Genomic DNA, 16540 nt, shown 5'->3' with positions numbered 1-16540 from the left:
AGGCTATGGGCGACATAGATCTGCGGATCCCTTTCCGCAGGAGCCTGGCCATTGCTGGCCGGACTTTCAACTCATCGAGGTGCACAGATGTCCCGCGTATGCCAAGTGTCCGGCAAGCGAGTGATGACGGGTAACAACGTCTCCCATGCCAACAACAAGACCCGCCGTCGTTTCCTGCCCAACCTGCACGAGCGCCGCTTCTGGGTCGCCAGCGAGAACCGCTGGGTCAAGCTGAAGGTTTCCGCGCACTCCCTGCGCACCATCGACAAGAACGGCATCGACTCCGTTCTGGCTGAGCTGCGCGCGCGCGGCGAAAAGATCTAAAGGAGATCGATCATGGCAGGCAAGCGCGACAAGATCCGCCTGATTTCTTCGGCAGGCACCGGTCACTTCTACACGACCGACAAGAACAAGAAGAACACCCCGGGCAAGATGGAAATGAGCAAGTACGACCCGGTCGTGCGCAAGCACGTGGTCTACAAGGAAGGCAAGATCAAGTAACGCAATGGCGCGGGCGCCCGCGCCCGCCTTTGCCATTGCGTTACCCCCGCGAAGGCGGGGGTCCAGCGCCTTGGATGCGTTACCCCCGCGCAGGCGGGGGTCCAGCGCCTTGGGTGCGTTACCCCCGCGCAGGCGGGGGTCCAGCGCCTTTGAGAAAAAGCCCGCCTCCCGGCGGGCTTTTTCTTGTTCTTGGCTCCGTTCGCCACAGGCCAACGGCCAACCACCGCTCGCATTCAACTGCGCGCATGGCGCGTCTCCCATTCTCCCGACAGACACCCATCAGGCCTGACCAGGCCTGCTCCGCCGCAGCCGGGCCTTGCGTGACCGCCGCTCATGGCTATCGCCGCCGTCGCCTGACCGGCAGAATCGGAACATGACCCGATCACCGAACCCTGGATGACCGAGCCGCCTTCCATCGGCAGCTGGCTGCTGATCCTGGACTGGGTGATCCGCCTGGCGGCCTTGGCATGGATCCCTTCGCGCACCACCCCGGCCGCCGCGCGCAGCTGGCTGCTGCTGGTGTTCTTCGTGCCGCTGGCCGGGCTGCCGCTGTACCTGCTGTTCGGCCATCCGTGGCTCTCGCGCGAACGCGTGCGCCGCCAGGCCGAGGCCTCGCAGCTGATCCGCGAGCAACAAAAACCCCTGGGCGAACTGCGCTGGCAACCGCAGGGCGACGGCACCGATACCGAGATGGTGCCGCTGGTCGAACGGCTGGGCGACTTCATGCCCACCCACGGCAACGCCGTGGCATTGCTGGATGACTACGAGCAATCGCTGCGCGCGCTGCTGGAAGACATCGCCGGCGCGCGCGAGCGCGTGCACCTGCTGTACTACCTGATGCTGGATGACCGCGTCGGCGACATGGTGTGCCAGGCGCTGCTGCAGGCCGCGGCGCGCGGCGTGGAATGCCGGCTGATGCTCGATGCGGTTGGCGCAAAGCGTGGCATCGGAGCCTATGCCAGGCGCCTGCGCGCTGGCGGCGTGCAGGTGCAGAAACTGCTGCCCGGCGGCCTGCGCTGGCGCCGCAGCGGCCGCATCGACCTGCGCAACCATCGCAAGATCGCGGTGATCGACAACCGCGCCGGCTACGTGGGTTCGCAGAACCTGGCCGATCCGGGCGGGTTCGTGCGCGGCTACCCCAACCGCGAGCTGGTCGCGCGCGTGGAAGGCCCGGCCGTGTCCCACCTGGAAGCGGTGTTCGCCAGCGACTGGTATCTGGAAACCGGGCAGCGACTTGAGGTGATCGCCACCACCCCGGTGCGCGATGCCAACGTGGCCGCGCAGCTGCTGCCCAGCGGGCCGGCGTATCCGTTCTCCAACGCGCGCGACGTGGTCTGCGCGCTGATCCACCTGGCGCAGAAGAAGCTGGTGCTGACCACGCCGTACTTCGTCCCCGACGACGGCACCCTGAGCGCGCTGCGCATTGCCGCGCTGTCGGGCGTGGACACCCAGCTGATCCTCTCGGCCAGCAACAACCAGCAGCTCACCACCTGGGCACAGGAGTCCTACTACAGCGAGCTGCTGCAGTCCGGGGTCAAGATCGCCCACTACCGGCCGCATTTCCTCCACGCCAAGCACCTGAGCGTGGACGACCACATGGCCCTGGTCGGCTCGATGAACCTGGACATCCGCTCGTTCGCGCTCAATGCCGAAATCGGCATGCTCTGCTACGACCAGGGCGTGGTGGCGCGCATGCGCCAGATCGAGGCCGACTACCTGGCCCACAGCGACGTGCTGACCCTGGAGGCGTGGAACCGGCGGCCGGCCTGGAAGCGCAGCCGCGAAGGCATCGCACGGCTGGCCGATTCGTTCATCTGACCGGCTTGCTGTTCGCTGTCGTTTTCTTGAAGATCAAGGCCGGTCATGAGTTTCGCTCCGCACAAGCGTTCGCCTGAGGGCGAACCCGGCGAATCCGAATACGGCCCTAAGGCGCTGAGGAGGGCCGCGGGCAGCATCGCTGACGACGTGGGTCGCCCCAGGCGCGGCCGGGATCTCCCGACGGCCTTCAATCCTTCGCCACCACGGTGTCGTACAGCCCGTAGTGCGCCAGCCCCGAGTGACTCTCGATGCCGGTGTAACGAAGCGACGCATCTTCATAGCGACGGAAGGCGAAAACGGCCTGGTTCATCTGTTCGGTGTTGAACACCTTGAGGCTGACCAGCAGGTGGAAGTCCTGCACGGTCAGGCCGGTGACGGCCAGAAACAGGTCCGGTTCCAGCTTGGTGATCACGTCGCGCAGTGTGTTTTCGCGAAAGTCGGTCAGGTACATGAACGCCGGGATGCGCGTGGCGAACTTGATCAGCTTCTCCTGCACCAGCTTGCGCTTGGATTTGTATTCCTTTTCCTCGTCGGAGAGTTCCTTCTTCTCCTTCGCGGACAGTTCCTTGTCCTTGGCCTTGTTTTTCAGCGCCTTGACCTTCTCGCTCTTGTTGATGATGGTCTCGATGATGTTGTCGCCCAGCGCCCGCCAGCCTTCGATACGCTCCACCGCGGCCATGGCATCGGGGTTGTCCATGATGCGGCGCAGCGTGTCGTTGTCCACGTTCACCAGCAGCGCGCTTTCCCACTTGCGCGCCAGCAGCGTGGCCGACGTGCCCGCCATCGCAATGTCGAGAATGCCGCCGGCGTCGATCTGCGTCATGTTGGCGCCGTCGTAGGCCAGCACCGGCAGGAACGACACCAGGTCCCTGACCGCGTGCTCCGGGTTCGGCTCGCCGGGTGAGAGGCCGATGCCGTATTCCGAGAGTTGCCGCAGGGCGCGCGTCGGCGCGAAGTCGAACACGAAACAGATGGGCTTGAGGACTTCCTCCTCGTTCGGATCGTCGCCGTTCGGATTCCTGATCGACCACGGCGACTGCACGCGGAACGCCGCCTGAAAGTAGGTTTCCGGCGACTTGAGATTGCGCAACATCAGAATGGACGACCACTGCGGCACGGTGACGCCGGTGGTGAGCTTGCCGCACGACAGTGTGATGGTCTTGGTTTCGAAGCCGCTGCCGATTGCGCGGCGCACCGGCGACAAGGCGGCGAGCCCGATACCCGCCGCGGCGCCTGCGGCGGCGATCACCGTGTAGTCGTGCCAGAACGTGTTGTGCCTTTCCGCCAGCAAATTCGCCATCGCATGGCAGGCCGCCACATTGGGCAGAAACCAGAATGCGTGCTGGAGATACGGCAGCAGGCGCACGTCCGAGTACGGGAACGGCGGCCGCGTGCCGGTTTTCAGATGTTCTACCGCCCTGGGCGCATGGCCGCCGCGAATGATGTCCAGCCACTTCTGCACGTCGCTCTTGTGCATGAACCGAGCGCCCGCGCCGGTGCCGGTGGCGGCGAAGAATTCGTTCAGATCGAACTCGTCGAACTCGCCCGCGCTCGCCACCGCGACCAGCTCGTCCGGCATCTGGTAGGTCAGCAGCCGCATCTGCGGCAGCGCGCCGTAGGGGTTGCGCTCACCCGGATGCGCCGCGGCGAAGGCTTCCTTGGCCCGCTGCTCATCGGTATAGGTCCAGTTGAAAATCTGCTCCTCGATGAACTCGCCCGTGGCCAGCGCCTTGAACGGCGTGCCCGAGAGATACAGATACGCCCGCGTGGTGATGGGCAGGAATTCGGTTTCCTTCTCCGAGAGCACCGTGAGGTCTTCGTTCATGTCTTCCAGCCCCTCGCCGTATTCGATTCCGGCCTCCTTCTTGGCGACCGCTTCGTCCTCGCCCTCGAACAGCTCCTTGGCGGTGTCGCGCCAGGCGCCGAAGTGATACTCATCGAAGACCACAAGGTCCCAATTGACCGTGTGCAGCCACTCGTTCTTCGCCTTGATATTCCCCGCCGCGTCGCGGCCGAGCAGGTCCTGAAACGAGCCGAAATAGACGACCGGCTGCATGCGGTCGATCTGCGTCGGGTCGCTGCCGGATGCGCGCGAGAGGTACTGCCAGCCGTCGAAGTCCACGTGGTTTTCAAGGTCGGTCTGCCACGCATCCTCGACCGCGGGCTTGAAGGTCAGCACCAGCACGCGCCGGGCGCCGAGCTTCTTCGCCAACTGGTACGCGGTGAAGGTCTTGCCGAAACGCATCTTCGCGTTCCACAGGAAGCGCGGCACGGTGTCCGGGTTCTCCGCCCGGATCGAGCGGTAATAGTCGAAGGTCTTGTCCACGGCATCGGCCTGCTCGCGGCGCATGCCGAAGGTCTCGTGGTGCGTGCCACTGAACCGTTGGCCGGTGCGCAGTTCGGCGAGTACGGTGCGCACGTCCGCGACCGCGCAACGCATCCATTCCAGCTCCACCTTCTCGAAGCCCTTCCGGACCAGCGCCGCGCGCACCTCAAAGTCGCTGAAAATGCTGCCATCGTCGCGCTCGGCCGACTCGTCGAGTTCGATTCGATAATTCTTGATCGCGGCGGTCCTGAGCTGCTCGGCCAGGCGCTGCTTTACCTCGCGCGTGGTCTGGCCCACCTTGACCAGACCCGCGTGCGTCGCGTCGGCAATCGAGTAAGCGTAAAGGCGGGGCCGGAATTCCGGTTTGGGCGCGAGGATTTCCTCGATGGTGGGCTTATTCATCGTCACCATCGTCTGCAACGGCCACATCGAACAGTTCGCTGTCGTGCTCTGCGACCTGCGCCTCGATGAAAGCGATCTCCTCCCCGGTCAAACCGTACCGCTTGTAGAGCTTGGCGTCGGTCCACTCTTGATCTAGCGGTAGATCGGGAATGAAGGCATAAACAGTTTTCGGCGCGTCTTGGGTGGACTTGCGAAGCGAAACTAGGAAGCGGGCGAATCGAGTACGCAGGTAGATCGCGTAGTTCATCGCCTCGATTTCAGTGTCGAAGACGCCCGCGACGACATAGCTTTCGGTACAAGCTGTGCCGGGTTCAGCGATGATCGGCTTGCTGAGGAACTTAGTTTCGATTGCGGCGCTGGTGCCCTGGACGCGAGTCATCAGAACTTTCCACATGTCGATCCATGGGGCATTTGACGGAATTTCAGAACGCTCGACCCAGCTGATCTTCTGGGATCCAAAGAGCTTCACGGGGTTCTTGAGACGCTTGGAGTCTGGCTTGCCATGGAAGAACGTGCGGAGGCCAAACGGCTTCTGGCTGGACACGCGAGCATCAAGCGTGGGCTCACCTTTGGCCCTGACCTTCTCCAGAATCGGCACCGCCTCATTGCGTCGCACGAGGATGTCGTAGGCATCAAGGTGGCGCGCCACCGCTGGCCCCGTCGGCTGACCATCCCAGATCGTCTGCACCGCGCACGGCCCGTTGTGGTCACGATCCCACAAAAAGTAGGAGATGCCGCCACGAATCTTGACGCCCGGAAAGCCCTCGTAGAGCTTCGGGTAATCCACGATGCGGCGCAGGCGCTTGTCGGAGAGCATCCGCTCCCGATACTTGTCGAGTCCCTTGCCACCGGCCATCCAGCGCGACGGCGTCACGAAGACCGCGTAGCGCGGATCGAGGTCGAGCGCCTTCTCCACGAACAACTGGTAGATCGGCGCCGCGCTCGTGCCATAGCCACCATCGTCCAACTGGTACGGCGGGTTGCCAATGATTACGTCGAACTGCATATCGCCTCCAAACAACTCGGCGACCCGAGTCTTGATGTCATCGGTGTGGATGAACGCATAGGCGTGGGTTTCGAGCCCTTCGCCACGGTCCATGGTCTGCTGACTCGCGCCGCAGTAGGTGCACTTGCCGTTCGCCCACGTGTGCTCGATGCGCTCGAACCAGATATTGCCATCGTCGCTGGCAAAACCCCTCGCAATGGAATGCTCGCCGTTAGCGTGCTTCGAGCAATACAGGCTGCGCCGCGCGAGCAGGCTGGTGAGCCTGGTGATGCCGATGCCGAACACCTGCCGGGTCAGAATGTGATCGACGCGCGCCTGGAGGTCCGGCATTTCGTCCGCCAGCCCCTGGGTGAGGCGGCGGGTGATCTCGCGCAGGAACACGCCCGACTTGGTGCACGGGTCCAGGAACTTCACCGTCTTGTCGGCCCACAGATTCGCCCCGTCGTGGCTGGCTGCCCACGCCTCGGCCAGCGTGTCCAGCATCCGGTTGGCGAACTCGGGGGGCGTGAACACCTCGTCGTTGGAGAGGTTGGCGATGCACGTCAGCACGTCCGGGTTGCGCCCGCGCAGGGTGAAACCGACCTGCTGGGTCAAGGCTTCCGCCATCCCGCTCATGGCCGCTTCCCTTCCAGTCGCCGCGCGCCCGCATCCGCCAGCAGGAGTTTCATTTGCTGGATGGCGGTCTGGTTCAGCAGTTTCAGCCGTTCGGCCTGCGCCAGCCCCCGGTGGATGAAATGGGCGTTCAGCGTTTCCAGATTGGCGAGACACACCAGTTGCGCGGCATTGGCCTCGTCGCGGATGTTGCCCTTGTTGCCGGGGCTTTCATCGCGCCACTGTTTCGCCGTTTTGCCGAACAGCGCCATGTTCAGCAGGTCTGCCTCGCTGGCGTAGATGAGGTTGATTTGCTGCGGCGTCAGTTGCGGTGGAATCAGGTTGGCCTTGATGGCGTCGGTGTGGATGCGGTAATTGATTTTGGTCAGGTTGCGGCGGATGTCCCAGCCCAGTTGCTGGTATTCCGTCTCCTTCAGGCGCTGGAATTCCTTGATGAGGTAAATCTTGAATTCGGCGCTGATCCACATGCCGAACTCGAAGGCGATGTCTTTGTGGGCATAGGTGCCGCCGTAGCGACCGGCCTTGGCCACCAGGCCGATGGCATTGGTCTGGGCCACCCATTCCTTGACGCTGAGCTTGTAGTTGTTGAGCCCCGCCTGCGTTTTAATTGCGGCGAATCCGCCATAATTAAAATCCGGGTTATGAACTTGCTCCCAGATGCCTATGAATTCCACGGTATTACGGTTGCGCAGCCAGTCGGAAATGAAGAAGTCCCCGTCCTTGGCCTTGAGCATATCCGTGAGGGAAATGAAATCCTTATCGCCCTCGGAATAGACCGTGATGGAGGTGCCTTTTACGTCGATCCTGGCCATGCTCAATCTCCCTCGAAATCAGTCAGCGCACTCACGCGTGTGTCTCCAGTTCACGCGCCGCCTCAAAGAACGTGGCGGGCTTGCGCAGGCATTGCGCCACCACCTCGGGCGCTTCCTGCAAGCTGGCACTGCCGACGGATGGCAAGGTCGACAAGCCGTGCAGGCGCGCGCGTTGCGCCGCCCAGCGCAGCACGGGCACGGAAGCCGCCACGGTCGTCATGCCTGCTCCTTGGGCGATTGTGCTGGTGCCTCTGGCACAAATCCGGCAGCCAGATCGCCCACGGTCATCGGCGGCCAGGTCTTAACCGGGGTGAAGATCTCGTGCTTGCCCATGTGGGCAAAGAGCGAATCCTCCGCGCTGAAAGCCGAGGAACCGGTGAGCACGTCCAAACGAAAGTCGCGGCGCTGGAACCTGCCTTTGCCCAGGTAACCCCACTCGGCAAAGGTGATCGGCTGGCCGTCATGGGTGCGCATCGTCAGCGCATCGCCGTGCACGAGATTTTGCGACAGCACATGGCTCGCGGCGCGATGGAGATCGTCCGACGCATCGCCGTTCAGGTAGACGGTAAGGATTTCCAGCATGTTCGCCCGGCACTCGGCGATGTTGTCCGCCAGCAGCTCGATGCCGTAGATGCACATCAGCGCAAGCAACGCGTAGTGCCGTCGCTCGAAGTCGGACTTGCCGTACTTGAGTTCCACGGCGGCCAGCTTGCGTTGGAGGATGCGCACGAGAAAATTGCCGCTCCCGCACGCCGGCTCCAGAAAGCGGGAGTCGATCCGCTCGGTTTCGCCCTTCACCAGATCGAGCATGGCCTCAACCATCCATGGTGGCGTAAAGACTTCGCCATGATCGGCGACGCGCTGCTTGGACTTTACGAGGTTCATGGAGCGTGCGTGCTCGACCGTGGCGTGTGACCTGCCATTGTGTACCCGCGGCCACTGAAATCGGGCACCGCTGCGTACGGGCAAGGCGGTTCCTGATCCGTACGAACTTGCAGCCGCTGGCATCCCCCTGCCTCCGGGAGCGCTCGAAGTCGCGGCTCTCGACCTAGGAGCCTGTCGGACTTTGGCCGGCCGGGCTGCAAATCCGGCTGTGCGGTCCATATTTCCGTCGCTTCTTGCCCCATAGAACCACTATGGGGCGGCGAATCGGCGAAAATCTGTCCTCGCGCAGACGAATTTTCGCCTCGACCGCCAAAGCCCGACAGACTCCTAGGGGCGGTCCGGGCGCAGCCCACCTGAATCCTGGGCGGCGCGAGGCTTCGGCCGGGCCTCAGCCGCAGGGATGCGGCTTCGATATCCGCCCCTTCGGGGCGCCGTCCCCCGGGGGAGAAGGGAAGCTGCAGCTTGGTGCCAACCAGCAGGGAGGCTTGCCTTGCCAGGGGCCGCGCGCAGGTCTTGCGCAAGGCCTCCCGGGCGGCAGTGGCGCTCAGCCAGCTGCATCCTTGAACAGGGTTTGCGGATATTCCGGCTTCTGCTCGCGGGCCAGCAGTCGCTCCAGGGCCTCGCGCGGGGTGATGTCGCCGTGCAGGACATCGCCCACCGCCTCGGTGATCGACAGGTCGATCCGGTGCCTGCGCGCCTGGCGCATGACCTCGTCGGCGGTCTGCACCGACTCGACCACCTGGCCGATTTCCCTGACCGCCTCGGCGATGGCCTGGCCGCGGCCCAGGGCCAGGCCCAGGCGGCGGTTGCGCGAGAGGTCACCGGTGCAGGTCAGGACCAGGTCGCCCAGGCCGGCCAGGCCCATCAGTGTTTCCGGGCGCGCGCCGATCGCCGCGGCCAGGCGCAGCATCTCGTTGAGGCCGCGGGTGATCAGGCCGGCGCGGGCATTGAGGCCCAGGCCCATGCCGTCGGACACGCCGGTGGCCACGGCCAGCACGTTCTTCATCGCCCCGCCCAGCTCGGCGCCGACCATGTCGTTGCCGGTGTAGGCGCGGAAGGTGGGGCCGTGCAGGACGTCGGCCACCTGCTGGCAGAAAGCCTCGTCTGCACCATGGATGGTCACCGCGGTCGGCAGGCCCTGGGCAACCTCCCTGGCGAAGGATGGGCCGGTGACCACGGCCAGCGACACGCCGCTGCCCAGCACGTCCTCGGCCACTTCATGCAGGAATCGGCCCGTGCCCGGCTCGAAGCCCTTGGTCGCCCAGCTCACGCCCACGCCGGCCGGCAGCAGCGGGGCCAGCAGGTGCAGGGTTTCGGTGAAGGCGTGCGAGGGCACCACCACCAGCACCTGGTCGGCATCGGCCATGGCCGCGGCCAGGTCGGTGGTGGCGTGCAGGTTCACCGGGAGCGCGATCCCGGGCAGGTAGCGCGGATTCTCGTGGCCGGCATCGATGGCCCGGGCCACCGCTGGATCGCGTCCCCACAGCACGGCCTGGTGGCCGTGGCGGGCGATCAGGGCGGCCAGCGCGGTTCCCCAGGAACCGGCACCGAGCACCGCGACTTTCAAAGGTTTCATTGCATCCCCCTGGCATGGCGCAGGGGGCCAAGCTTAAGCACAGACCGCGGCAAGATCAGACGTTGCCGACCGGCGGATCGTTCTCGATAGTGCCCACCTGGCCCTGCTGCGAACGCTGGCGCAGGGTCTCGGCGTACAGGCCGTCGAAGTTGATCGGCTGCAGGAAGAACGGCGGGAAGCCGCCGGCCTGGATCAGCTCGCTCAGCAGCTGGCGCACGTACGGGAACAGGATGCTCGGGCACTGGGTGCCCAGCAGCGCGTCGATGGTCTGCGCATCGAAACCGGCCAGGCCGAACACCCCGGCCTGCTGCACTTCGGCCACGTAGGCGGTCTTGTCGCCGGCCTTGCAGGTCAGGGTCACCCCCAGCACCACCTCGAAGGCATTCTCGGCCAGGCGCTGGACGCGCTGGTTGAGGTTGAGGTTGAGCTCGGGCGCGATGTTCTCCGAGTAGATCGCCGGGGCGCCGGGCACCTCGAAGGACACGTCCTTGACGTAGATCTTCTCGACGGTGAAGTTCGGGCCGGTGGCCTGGTCGGCGGCCTGGGTGGCGCCATTGGTGGTCTGGTCGGACATCATGTACTCCGCAAAATCGTGCAGTGATGGGTGGAAAACCCGGGATTATCGCATGGGGTGGCGACGCGTCCGGCCCGGTTCAGGGGCGGCGCGGGCGGCGCCCCTGTTCAGCGCTCAGGCGCGGCCCTTGGCCAGCGGCAGGTCGGCCGCCTGCCAGGCGGCCACCCCGCCTTCGAGCACGTGGACCCTGGTGAAGCCGGCCTTCTTCAGCTGCGCCGCGGCAGCCGGCGCAGTCTGGCCGCTGCGGCACACCAGCACCACCGGGCGCTCGGTCGCACCGGCCAGCAGCTTGTGCCTGGGATCGAACTTGCCGGGCAGGTTCTTGCTGCCGGGGATATGGCCCTTTTCGAACTCGCCGGTGGCCGAAAGATCCAGCACCAGGGCGTTCTCGGTGTTGACCAGCGCGGTCAGCTGGGCCGGGCGCAGGCCGGTGTAGCCGCGGAACAGGCGCATCACCTCGGTCACGATGAGCGCGATGGTCAGGCCCACCAGGGCCAGCGACAGCATGGCGTTGTCGGCGGCGAACGCCTTGAGTTGTTCGAAGTTCACGGCAGAAGAGGCATCGGTGGGCGTGAAAAGGCCGGCGATTGTCGCACAGCGCGGCCAGGACGGGCTTACTGGCCCTGCCAGGGGTCGGGCAGGCCGTCCAGCAGCCACCATTGGCCGGCCGCGTCATCCCAGCGCCAGCGCTCGCGGACGCGCAGGGTGCGTTCGGCCATGGTGTTGCGGTTGACCACGCGCATCTCCATCAGCCGCACCACCACGCCATCGGCTCCGCCCAGGCTGCCGATCTCGCTGTAGCCGCTGACCTGCACCTGCTGGTAGCGCGACAGTTCCAGCGCGCTCAGCGGGCGTTGCTCGCGCACTTTCGGATCGACCACGCCCCAGGCCTGTTCGAAATCGCCCCAGCGCATGGCCTTGGAGAACAGCATCTGGGTGTCGGCCAGCTTGCGCTGCTTGGCCCGGCTGGTGGCTGCCTGCGCAGGCAGCGCGCTGCTGGCCAGCAGCAGCACCGCCAGGGTCATCCAGAAAAGTCGTGCCACGGTGATCGTCCCCTTGCCTGTGCCGGGCATGCTAACCCTTGGCCAGCGCCACATAGCGCCCGGACAGCTCGGCGGCCACCCCGCCTTCAGGCAGCAGCACCTGCGCCAGCAGCGGCACGCGCGCCTTGCCGAGGCGACCGAAGGTATCGATGAAATCGGCCCAGTCCGCGTCCGGTTCCAGCCAGGCCTGCGCATGCAGGTCGTCCAGCAGCGGCGCGCGGTAGCGCACGCTGCTGGTGGCCACGTACACGTCGGCCTCCAGGCCCGCCTGCTGCAGCTTCAGCGTGGCCAGGGCCCAGCCGGCGATGGTCATCAGTCCGCTCAGGCTGCCACCGAAGGCGCTGCCCTTGTCGTTGACGTTGGCCGCCAGCGGCGCGTACACGTACAGGCACTGCCCGTCGAAATGGCGCAGCTCCAGCTGCATGGCCACCAGGGGCGGCATGGAGGCGCAGGTCGCGCGCAGCGGCACCAGCAGGTCGTCGAGATCCATCGCGTAGTCTTGTATTCATGGGTCCGGATCGAGCGCGCGCATGGTACGTCATCTCGCTGCGGCCGCAGGGCACGCACGCGGCGCTGCGCCAGGCCGCGGCGCGCTGCGGCGCCGGCCTGATCGCACTTTCGCCATGGAAGCTGGTCGCGCGCGACGACGCTGACGCGCGCGACCAGTTGCGCCAGGCCCTGCAGGCCGACGTGGTGCTGTTCACCAGCCCGGCGGCGGTGCGCTTTGCCGCAGCCATGCAGCCGCTGGCCATGCGCGCGCACCAGGCGTGGATCGCCACCGGCAGCGGGACGCGCCAGGCGCTGGGTCGGCATGGCATCGAGGCGGCGATCGCGCCGACGCGCATGGACAGCGAAGGCCTGCTCGCCCTGCCCGCGCTGTCCGATCTTGCCCGGCGCAGTGTCGGCCTGGTGACCGCGCCCGATGGCCGCGGCCTGCTGGCACCGGCGCTGCAGGCGCGCGGCGCCCGGCTGCACCTGGCCCAGATCTACCTGCGCCAGCCCTTGCCGGTGTCCGCCACCGGGCTGCAGCGGCTGCGGGAGCTGGAGGCACCGGCGTGGGTGGCACTGACCAGTGCCGGCGCCTTGCGTCAGGTGCTGCAGCAGCTTGCGGCCGATGCGCAGCGGACCTTGCTCATTCATCCGGCCGTCGCGGCCAGCGCGCGGCTGATGGAGGCGGCCACCGATGCCGGCTTCGGCCGGGTCGTGCAGGCGCAGGGCCCGCGCCCGGCGCAGTTGCTGAGCGCGGCCAAGGCCTTGTTCTCACCCGGGTTCCGTTAGCATGCCGGCCGTGGCATCACGCCGGCCCGCACTTCGGAGTTGCCCTTGAACCAGTTCGCCGCCGAGCACGAGCCAATCGAACGTCCGCGCCGTCGCCTGGGGCTGCCGATCGTGGTCCTGCTGCTGCTCGTGGCCCTGGCCGCGGCCGCCTGGTACGGCTGGCAGCAGTGGCAGGCCTGGACCACCGGCCAGCAGGACCAGGCCGAGCAGCAGGTCGACGCACTGGAGGCCCGCATCGAAACCCTGCGCCGCGACCTGCGCGCGCAGAACGAGCGCCTCCGGGACCTGGCCGCCACCAACCGGGTGCTGCGCGACGAAATCCTCGGCCTGAGCCAGCGCGGCGCCCTGCTGGAAGACAGCGTGGCCAAGCTGGCCGATTCCACCCGCCAGGGCGCGGCCGCGCTGCGCCTGGATCAGGCCGAGCTGGAACTGCACCTGGCCGCCCAGCGCCTGACCATCGCCGGCGACCTGCCCGGCGCGCAGCAGGCCTACGCGCTGGCCGCCGACACCCTGGCCGGGCTGGACGATCCGCGCCTGCTCAACCTCAGGCAGGCGCTGGAACAGGAACGCAGCGCGATCGGCCGCCTCGGCCAAGGCCCGCGCGCCCAGGCGGTGCAGCAGCTGGAACAGGTCAGCGCCGCACTGGCGCAGCTGCCGCAGAAGGTGGCTGACGAGGACCCCGCACGCCCGCGTTGGCAGCGCATCCTTGCACCGCTGATCGACGTGCGTCCCAGCGGCGCACGCGTGGCCATCGCGCCGGCCCAGCGCGCGGCCTTCGAAAACGCCCTGCAGCTGGAACTGACCCTGGCCCGCGCCGCGCTGGAACGCAACGACGCGCCGGCCCTCCAGGCTGCGGTGCTGCGCGCGGCGGCCTGGCTGCCGCGGCTGTGGCCGGCCTCGCCGCAGGCCAGGGCCGTGGAAGCCCGGCTGACCCGGCTGGCCGCGCTGCCGCTGACCGCGCCGCTGCCGGAACTGGGCAGCACCCTGCGCCAGCTGCAGGCCATGGGTGGCATGCCCGCGCCACCACCGGCCCCGCCGCTGGCGCCGCAGCCGGCGGCCGCCCCGTCCGATGAAGGCGCGCCATGAAGGCCCTGCGCATCTGCCTGGTCTTGCTGGTGCTGGTCGCCCTGGGCGTGCTTGGCGCGCAGTGGCTCGCGCGCGAGGACCTGCGCGACTGGGGCCAGGTGTTCGTGCGCGTCGGTGGCTATGACCTCACCGCCACCGTGCCCGGCGCGATCGTGGTCCTGATCGCCGCCGCGCTGGTGCTGTGGATCGTGTGGACGCTGCTGGTCCTGCCGTTCCGCGCCTGGGGCCGGCACCGCCGCAAGCGCGCCCGCGCCCGGTTGATCGACGGCCTGGAAGCCCTGCAGCAGGGCCACTACCAGCGCGCGGAGAAATTGCTCGATCGCGCCGCGCAGGACAGCGAGGTCGAGGTCATCGCCCGCACCGCCGCCGTGCGCGCCGCGCAGGCGCGCGACGATGCGCCTTCCATCCAACGCCACCTGCAGGCCCTGGCCGAATGCAGCGCCACCGCCCATGCCCTGCTGCTGGCCGAAGACGCCCTGGCGCGCGCCATGCCGGCCCAGGCGCTGGTCGCATTGGATGCAGCCGACGCCCAGCCGCTGCCGCCGCGCGGCCTGGCGTTGCGTGCCGAGGCCCTGGCCCAGGTCGGCCGCGCCGGCGATGCCTGGGGCCTGCTCGGGCCGCTGCGCCAGCACAAGGCGCTGTCGGCCAACGCCTACGCCGACCTGGAAACCCGCCTGGGCACCCAGTCCCTGCTGCAGGCCGACGATGCCAACGCCCTGGCCGAACGCTGGGAATCGCTGCCCAGGCCGCTGCGCACCGAAGCGGACGTGGTGGCCGCCTACGCCCAGCGTGCTGCCGCGCTGCGCTGGGACGATGCGGCCACCCATGCGCTGGAACAGGCGCTGGACAGCCGCTGGGACGAATCGCTGATCGTGCTCTACGGGCGCCTGCCGGTGGGCAAGCCGGATTCGCGCCGGGCCAGTGTCCAGCGCTGGCTGCACAGTCACCCCGACAGCCCGGGCCTGCTGCTCACCCTGGCCCGGCTGATGCGCCAGCAGGGCCAGTGGTCACAGGCGCAGGAGGTCCTGCATCGGGCCCTGGCCCAGGGCGCCGGCGCCGACGCATGGGAAGAACTGGGCCACGGCTACGCCGCCGCTGGCGAGGAACTGCTGGCCCGCCGCAGCTACGCCAATGCCTTGTCCAGCGGCCGCGGCGAGCCGGCCGCAGCGCTGCCCGACCGCGACCTGCGCCAGCAGATCCACGACCACGCCGTGCCCGAGGAACGCGACGTCCACGGCCTGCCGCGCCTGCGCGACTGACAGCCCTCGGCCAGGGCTCTGGGGTTGGAAAGGGTAATCCAGGCTCAGCGTTCGACGATGGCCACCACGCCCATGCCGCCGGCGGTGCAGATCGACACCAGCGCGCGCCCACCGCCGCGCTGGGCCAGTTCCTTGGCCACCGTGGCGATGATCCGCGCGCCGGTGGCGGCGAAGGGATGGCCGGTGGCCAGCGAGGACCCGTTGGGGTTGATCCTGGCCGGATCGATGCGCCCCATCGGTCCGGGCAGCCCCAGCCGATGGGTGCAGTAGTCCTCGCTCTCCCACGCACGCAGCGTGCACAGCACTTGCGCGGCAAACGCCTCGTGGATCTCGTAGATGTCGAAGTCCTGCAGGCCCAGTCCATGCCGGGCCAGCATCTGCGGCACGGCGATGGTGGGCGCCATCAGCAGGCCCTCGCCGTGGACGAAATCCACCGCCGCGCTCTGCACATCGCGCAGGTAGGCCAGCGGCACGTGGCCGTGCGCGGCGGCCCAGTCGTCGCTGGCCAGCAGCACCGCGGCGGCGCCATCGGTCAGCGGCGTGGAATTGGCCGCGGTCAGGGTGCCGCGGCCCGACGCCTTGTCGAACGCGGGCTTGAGCGTGGCCAGCTTTTCCAGCGAGGTGTCCGGGCGCAGGATGTTGTCGCGGCTGACCCCGCGGAACGGTGCGATCAGGTCCTCGAAGAAACCGCGCTCATAGGCCGCGGCCAGCTTGTGGTGCGAGGACACCGCCCACTCGTCCTGCGAATCGCGCGAGATGTTCCATTCCTTGGCCATGTCCTCGCAGTGCTCGCCCATCGACTTGCCGGTGCGCGGTTCGCCCACGCCGGGGAACTCGGGCCTGAGCTCGGAGACCCTGAAGCCCTGGCGCAGCGCGCGGGCCTTGTCCCGGGGCGTCCTGGCGCGGTTGGCGGCCAACAGCCGCGCGCGCAGCTTCTTGGCATAGACGATCGGCACCTCGGAGGTGGAATCCGAGCCGCCGCCGATGCCCGACTCGATCTGGCCCAGGGCGATCCGGTTGCCGATGTAGGCGATGGTATCCAGGCTGGTGCCGCAGGCGCGCTGCAGGGTGATGCCGGGCGTGAGCGGCGACAGGCCCGAGGACAGCGCCGCCTCGCGGCCCAGGTTCCAGTCGCTGGGGTGCTTGATCACCGCGCCCATCGCCACCTCGCCCAGGACCTGCCCGTGCAGGCCGTAGCGCTCAACCAGCGCCCCCAGCGTGCGCACCGACATGCCCAGGTTGCCCACATCCGCATAGGCGGTGTTCTGACGGCAGAACGGAATGCGGACTCCGCCAAGAATGGCAACGGGACGGACAGCTGGCATGGAGAAACCTCGGTGGGCGGCCGTGTTCGAACAGGCG

At 67.3% G+C, this 16540-nt stretch carries 17 protein-coding genes; 6 read left to right on the top strand and 11 right to left on the bottom strand.

What is annotated here, in order from left to right; translation table 11 throughout:
* Positions 1–87: 87 nt before the first annotated feature.
* The 3 genes from rpmB (at position 88) to cls (ending at position 2319) form a co-directional block, all read left to right on the top strand.
* Entirely contained in the window at positions 88–324 is a 237-nt protein-coding gene (gene rpmB, locus DSC_RS01115; RefSeq protein WP_014159265.1) for a 50S ribosomal protein L28, read from the top strand.
* A gap of 9 nt (positions 325–333) precedes the next feature.
* A complete protein-coding gene (gene rpmG / locus DSC_RS01110; RefSeq protein WP_122231031.1) occupies positions 334–501 on the top strand; it encodes a 50S ribosomal protein L33 in 168 nt (55 codons plus the stop codon).
* Between the two features lie 396 nt (positions 502–897).
* The gene (gene cls / locus DSC_RS01105; RefSeq protein WP_014159263.1) at positions 898–2319 is read left to right on the top strand and encodes a cardiolipin synthase; all 1422 of its coding nucleotides are present in this window, start codon (positions 898–900) and stop codon (positions 2317–2319) included.
* 187 nt (positions 2320–2506) lie between these two features.
* On the opposite strand, the gene DSC_RS01100 is transcribed toward cls, so the two are convergent.
* The 10 genes from DSC_RS01100 to DSC_RS01055 all read right to left on the bottom strand — a co-directional run bounded on the left by DSC_RS01100 (position 2507) and on the right by DSC_RS01055 (position 12045).
* Positions 2507–5047 (bottom strand): GIY-YIG nuclease family protein, encoded by a 2541-nt coding sequence (locus DSC_RS01100; protein ID WP_014159262.1) that lies wholly within the window; start codon positions 5045–5047, stop codon positions 2507–2509.
* Positions 5040–6668 carry an Eco57I restriction-modification methylase domain-containing protein gene (locus DSC_RS01095; protein WP_202944899.1) on the bottom strand — a complete coding sequence of 543 codons (1629 nt, stop codon included), beginning with the start codon at positions 6666–6668 and terminating at the stop codon, positions 5040–5042. Before DSC_RS01095 ends, DSC_RS01100 begins: the two co-directional genes overlap by 8 nt.
* The gene (locus DSC_RS01090; protein ID WP_014159260.1) at positions 6665–7477 is read right to left on the bottom strand and encodes a KilA-N domain-containing protein; all 813 of its coding nucleotides are present in this window, start codon (positions 7475–7477) and stop codon (positions 6665–6667) included. Before DSC_RS01090 ends, DSC_RS01095 begins: the two co-directional genes overlap by 4 nt.
* Positions 7478–7508: 31 nt before the next feature.
* The gene (locus tag DSC_RS01085; protein WP_014159259.1) at positions 7509–7697 is read right to left on the bottom strand and encodes a hypothetical protein; all 189 of its coding nucleotides are present in this window, start codon (positions 7695–7697) and stop codon (positions 7509–7511) included.
* Complete coding sequence (locus tag DSC_RS01080) at positions 7694–8362, bottom strand: N-6 DNA methylase (RefSeq protein ID WP_043290286.1); 669 nt, start codon at positions 8360–8362, stop codon at positions 7694–7696. Before DSC_RS01080 ends, DSC_RS01085 begins: the two co-directional genes overlap by 4 nt.
* A gap of 544 nt (positions 8363–8906) precedes the next feature.
* Positions 8907–9938, bottom strand: coding sequence for an NAD(P)H-dependent glycerol-3-phosphate dehydrogenase (locus DSC_RS01075; RefSeq protein ID WP_043290284.1), 1032 nt, complete (start codon positions 9936–9938; stop codon positions 8907–8909).
* Between the two features lie 55 nt (positions 9939–9993).
* On the bottom strand, positions 9994–10512 hold the full coding sequence (secB, locus tag DSC_RS01070; RefSeq protein ID WP_014159256.1) for a protein-export chaperone SecB: 519 nt from the start codon (positions 10510–10512) through the stop codon (positions 9994–9996).
* A gap of 114 nt (positions 10513–10626) precedes the next feature.
* Positions 10627–11061: a rhodanese-like domain-containing protein gene (locus tag DSC_RS01065; protein WP_014159255.1), complete on the bottom strand. Its 435-nt coding sequence runs from the start codon at positions 11059–11061 to the stop codon at positions 10627–10629.
* A gap of 65 nt (positions 11062–11126) precedes the next feature.
* Positions 11127–11555 carry a hypothetical protein gene (locus DSC_RS01060; RefSeq protein ID WP_238527658.1) on the bottom strand — a complete coding sequence of 143 codons (429 nt, stop codon included), beginning with the start codon at positions 11553–11555 and terminating at the stop codon, positions 11127–11129.
* Between the two features lie 31 nt (positions 11556–11586).
* Positions 11587–12045 (bottom strand): YiiD C-terminal domain-containing protein, encoded by a 459-nt coding sequence (locus DSC_RS01055; RefSeq protein ID WP_014159253.1) that lies wholly within the window; start codon positions 12043–12045, stop codon positions 11587–11589.
* Between the two features lie 17 nt (positions 12046–12062).
* Here DSC_RS01055 and DSC_RS01050 point away from each other — a divergent pair, with 17 nt between their 5' ends.
* Genes DSC_RS01050 through DSC_RS01040 form a run of 3 tightly spaced genes read left to right on the top strand, consistent with a single transcriptional unit; the run spans position 12063 to position 15178 of the window.
* Entirely contained in the window at positions 12063–12833 is a 771-nt protein-coding gene (locus DSC_RS01050; protein ID WP_014159252.1) for a uroporphyrinogen-III synthase, read from the top strand.
* 45 nt (positions 12834–12878) lie between these two features.
* On the top strand, positions 12879–13919 hold the full coding sequence (locus DSC_RS01045) for a uroporphyrinogen-III C-methyltransferase (protein WP_014159251.1): 1041 nt from the start codon (positions 12879–12881) through the stop codon (positions 13917–13919).
* The gene (locus tag DSC_RS01040) at positions 13916–15178 is read left to right on the top strand and encodes a heme biosynthesis HemY N-terminal domain-containing protein (RefSeq protein WP_014159250.1); all 1263 of its coding nucleotides are present in this window, start codon (positions 13916–13918) and stop codon (positions 15176–15178) included. The genes DSC_RS01045 and DSC_RS01040 overlap by 4 nt, the downstream gene beginning before the upstream one ends.
* Before the next feature lie 44 nt (positions 15179–15222).
* Here DSC_RS01040 and DSC_RS01035 read toward each other — a convergent pair whose 3' ends face one another.
* Positions 15223–16503: an acetyl-CoA C-acetyltransferase gene (locus tag DSC_RS01035; protein WP_043290281.1), complete on the bottom strand. Its 1281-nt coding sequence runs from the start codon at positions 16501–16503 to the stop codon at positions 15223–15225.
* Between the last annotated feature and the right edge of the window lie 37 nt (positions 16504–16540).

Source organism: Pseudoxanthomonas spadix BD-a59, from assembly GCF_000233915.3.
Lineage (GTDB): Bacteria > Pseudomonadota > Gammaproteobacteria > Xanthomonadales > Xanthomonadaceae > Pseudoxanthomonas_A > Pseudoxanthomonas_A spadix.
Note: the sequence above shows the minus strand (reverse complement) of the source record. Positions and strands in the feature narration are given on the sequence as shown.

Excerpts from the sequence above, each read along its gene's own strand:
- rpmB (WP_014159265.1), top strand. The coding sequence starts at position 88 with ATGTCCCGCGTATGCCAAGTGTCCGGCAAGCGAGTGATGACGGGTAAC.
- cls (WP_014159263.1), top strand. The coding sequence starts at position 898 with ATGACCGAGCCGCCTTCCATCGGCAGCTGGCTGCTGATCCTGGACTGG.
- DSC_RS01100 (WP_014159262.1), bottom strand. The coding sequence starts at position 5,047 with ATGAATAAGCCCACCATCGAGGAAATCCTCGCGCCCAAACCGGAATTC.
- DSC_RS01095 (WP_202944899.1), bottom strand. The coding sequence starts at position 6,668 with ATGAGCGGGATGGCGGAAGCCTTGACCCAGCAGGTCGGTTTCACCCTG.
- DSC_RS01090 (WP_014159260.1), bottom strand. The coding sequence starts at position 7,477 with ATGGCCAGGATCGACGTAAAAGGCACCTCCATCACGGTCTATTCCGAG.
- DSC_RS01085 (WP_014159259.1), bottom strand. The coding sequence starts at position 7,697 with ATGACGACCGTGGCGGCTTCCGTGCCCGTGCTGCGCTGGGCGGCGCAA.
- DSC_RS01080 (WP_043290286.1), bottom strand. The coding sequence starts at position 8,362 with ATGAACCTCGTAAAGTCCAAGCAGCGCGTCGCCGATCATGGCGAAGTC.
- DSC_RS01075 (WP_043290284.1), bottom strand. The coding sequence starts at position 9,938 with ATGAAACCTTTGAAAGTCGCGGTGCTCGGTGCCGGTTCCTGGGGAACC.
- secB (WP_014159256.1), bottom strand. The coding sequence starts at position 10,512 with ATGTCCGACCAGACCACCAATGGCGCCACCCAGGCCGCCGACCAGGCC.
- DSC_RS01055 (WP_014159253.1), bottom strand. The coding sequence starts at position 12,045 with ATGGATCTCGACGACCTGCTGGTGCCGCTGCGCGCGACCTGCGCCTCC.
- DSC_RS01050 (WP_014159252.1), top strand. The coding sequence starts at position 12,063 with ATGGGTCCGGATCGAGCGCGCGCATGGTACGTCATCTCGCTGCGGCCG.
- DSC_RS01040 (WP_014159250.1), top strand. The coding sequence starts at position 13,916 with ATGAAGGCCCTGCGCATCTGCCTGGTCTTGCTGGTGCTGGTCGCCCTG.
- DSC_RS01035 (WP_043290281.1), bottom strand. The coding sequence starts at position 16,503 with ATGCCAGCTGTCCGTCCCGTTGCCATTCTTGGCGGAGTCCGCATTCCG.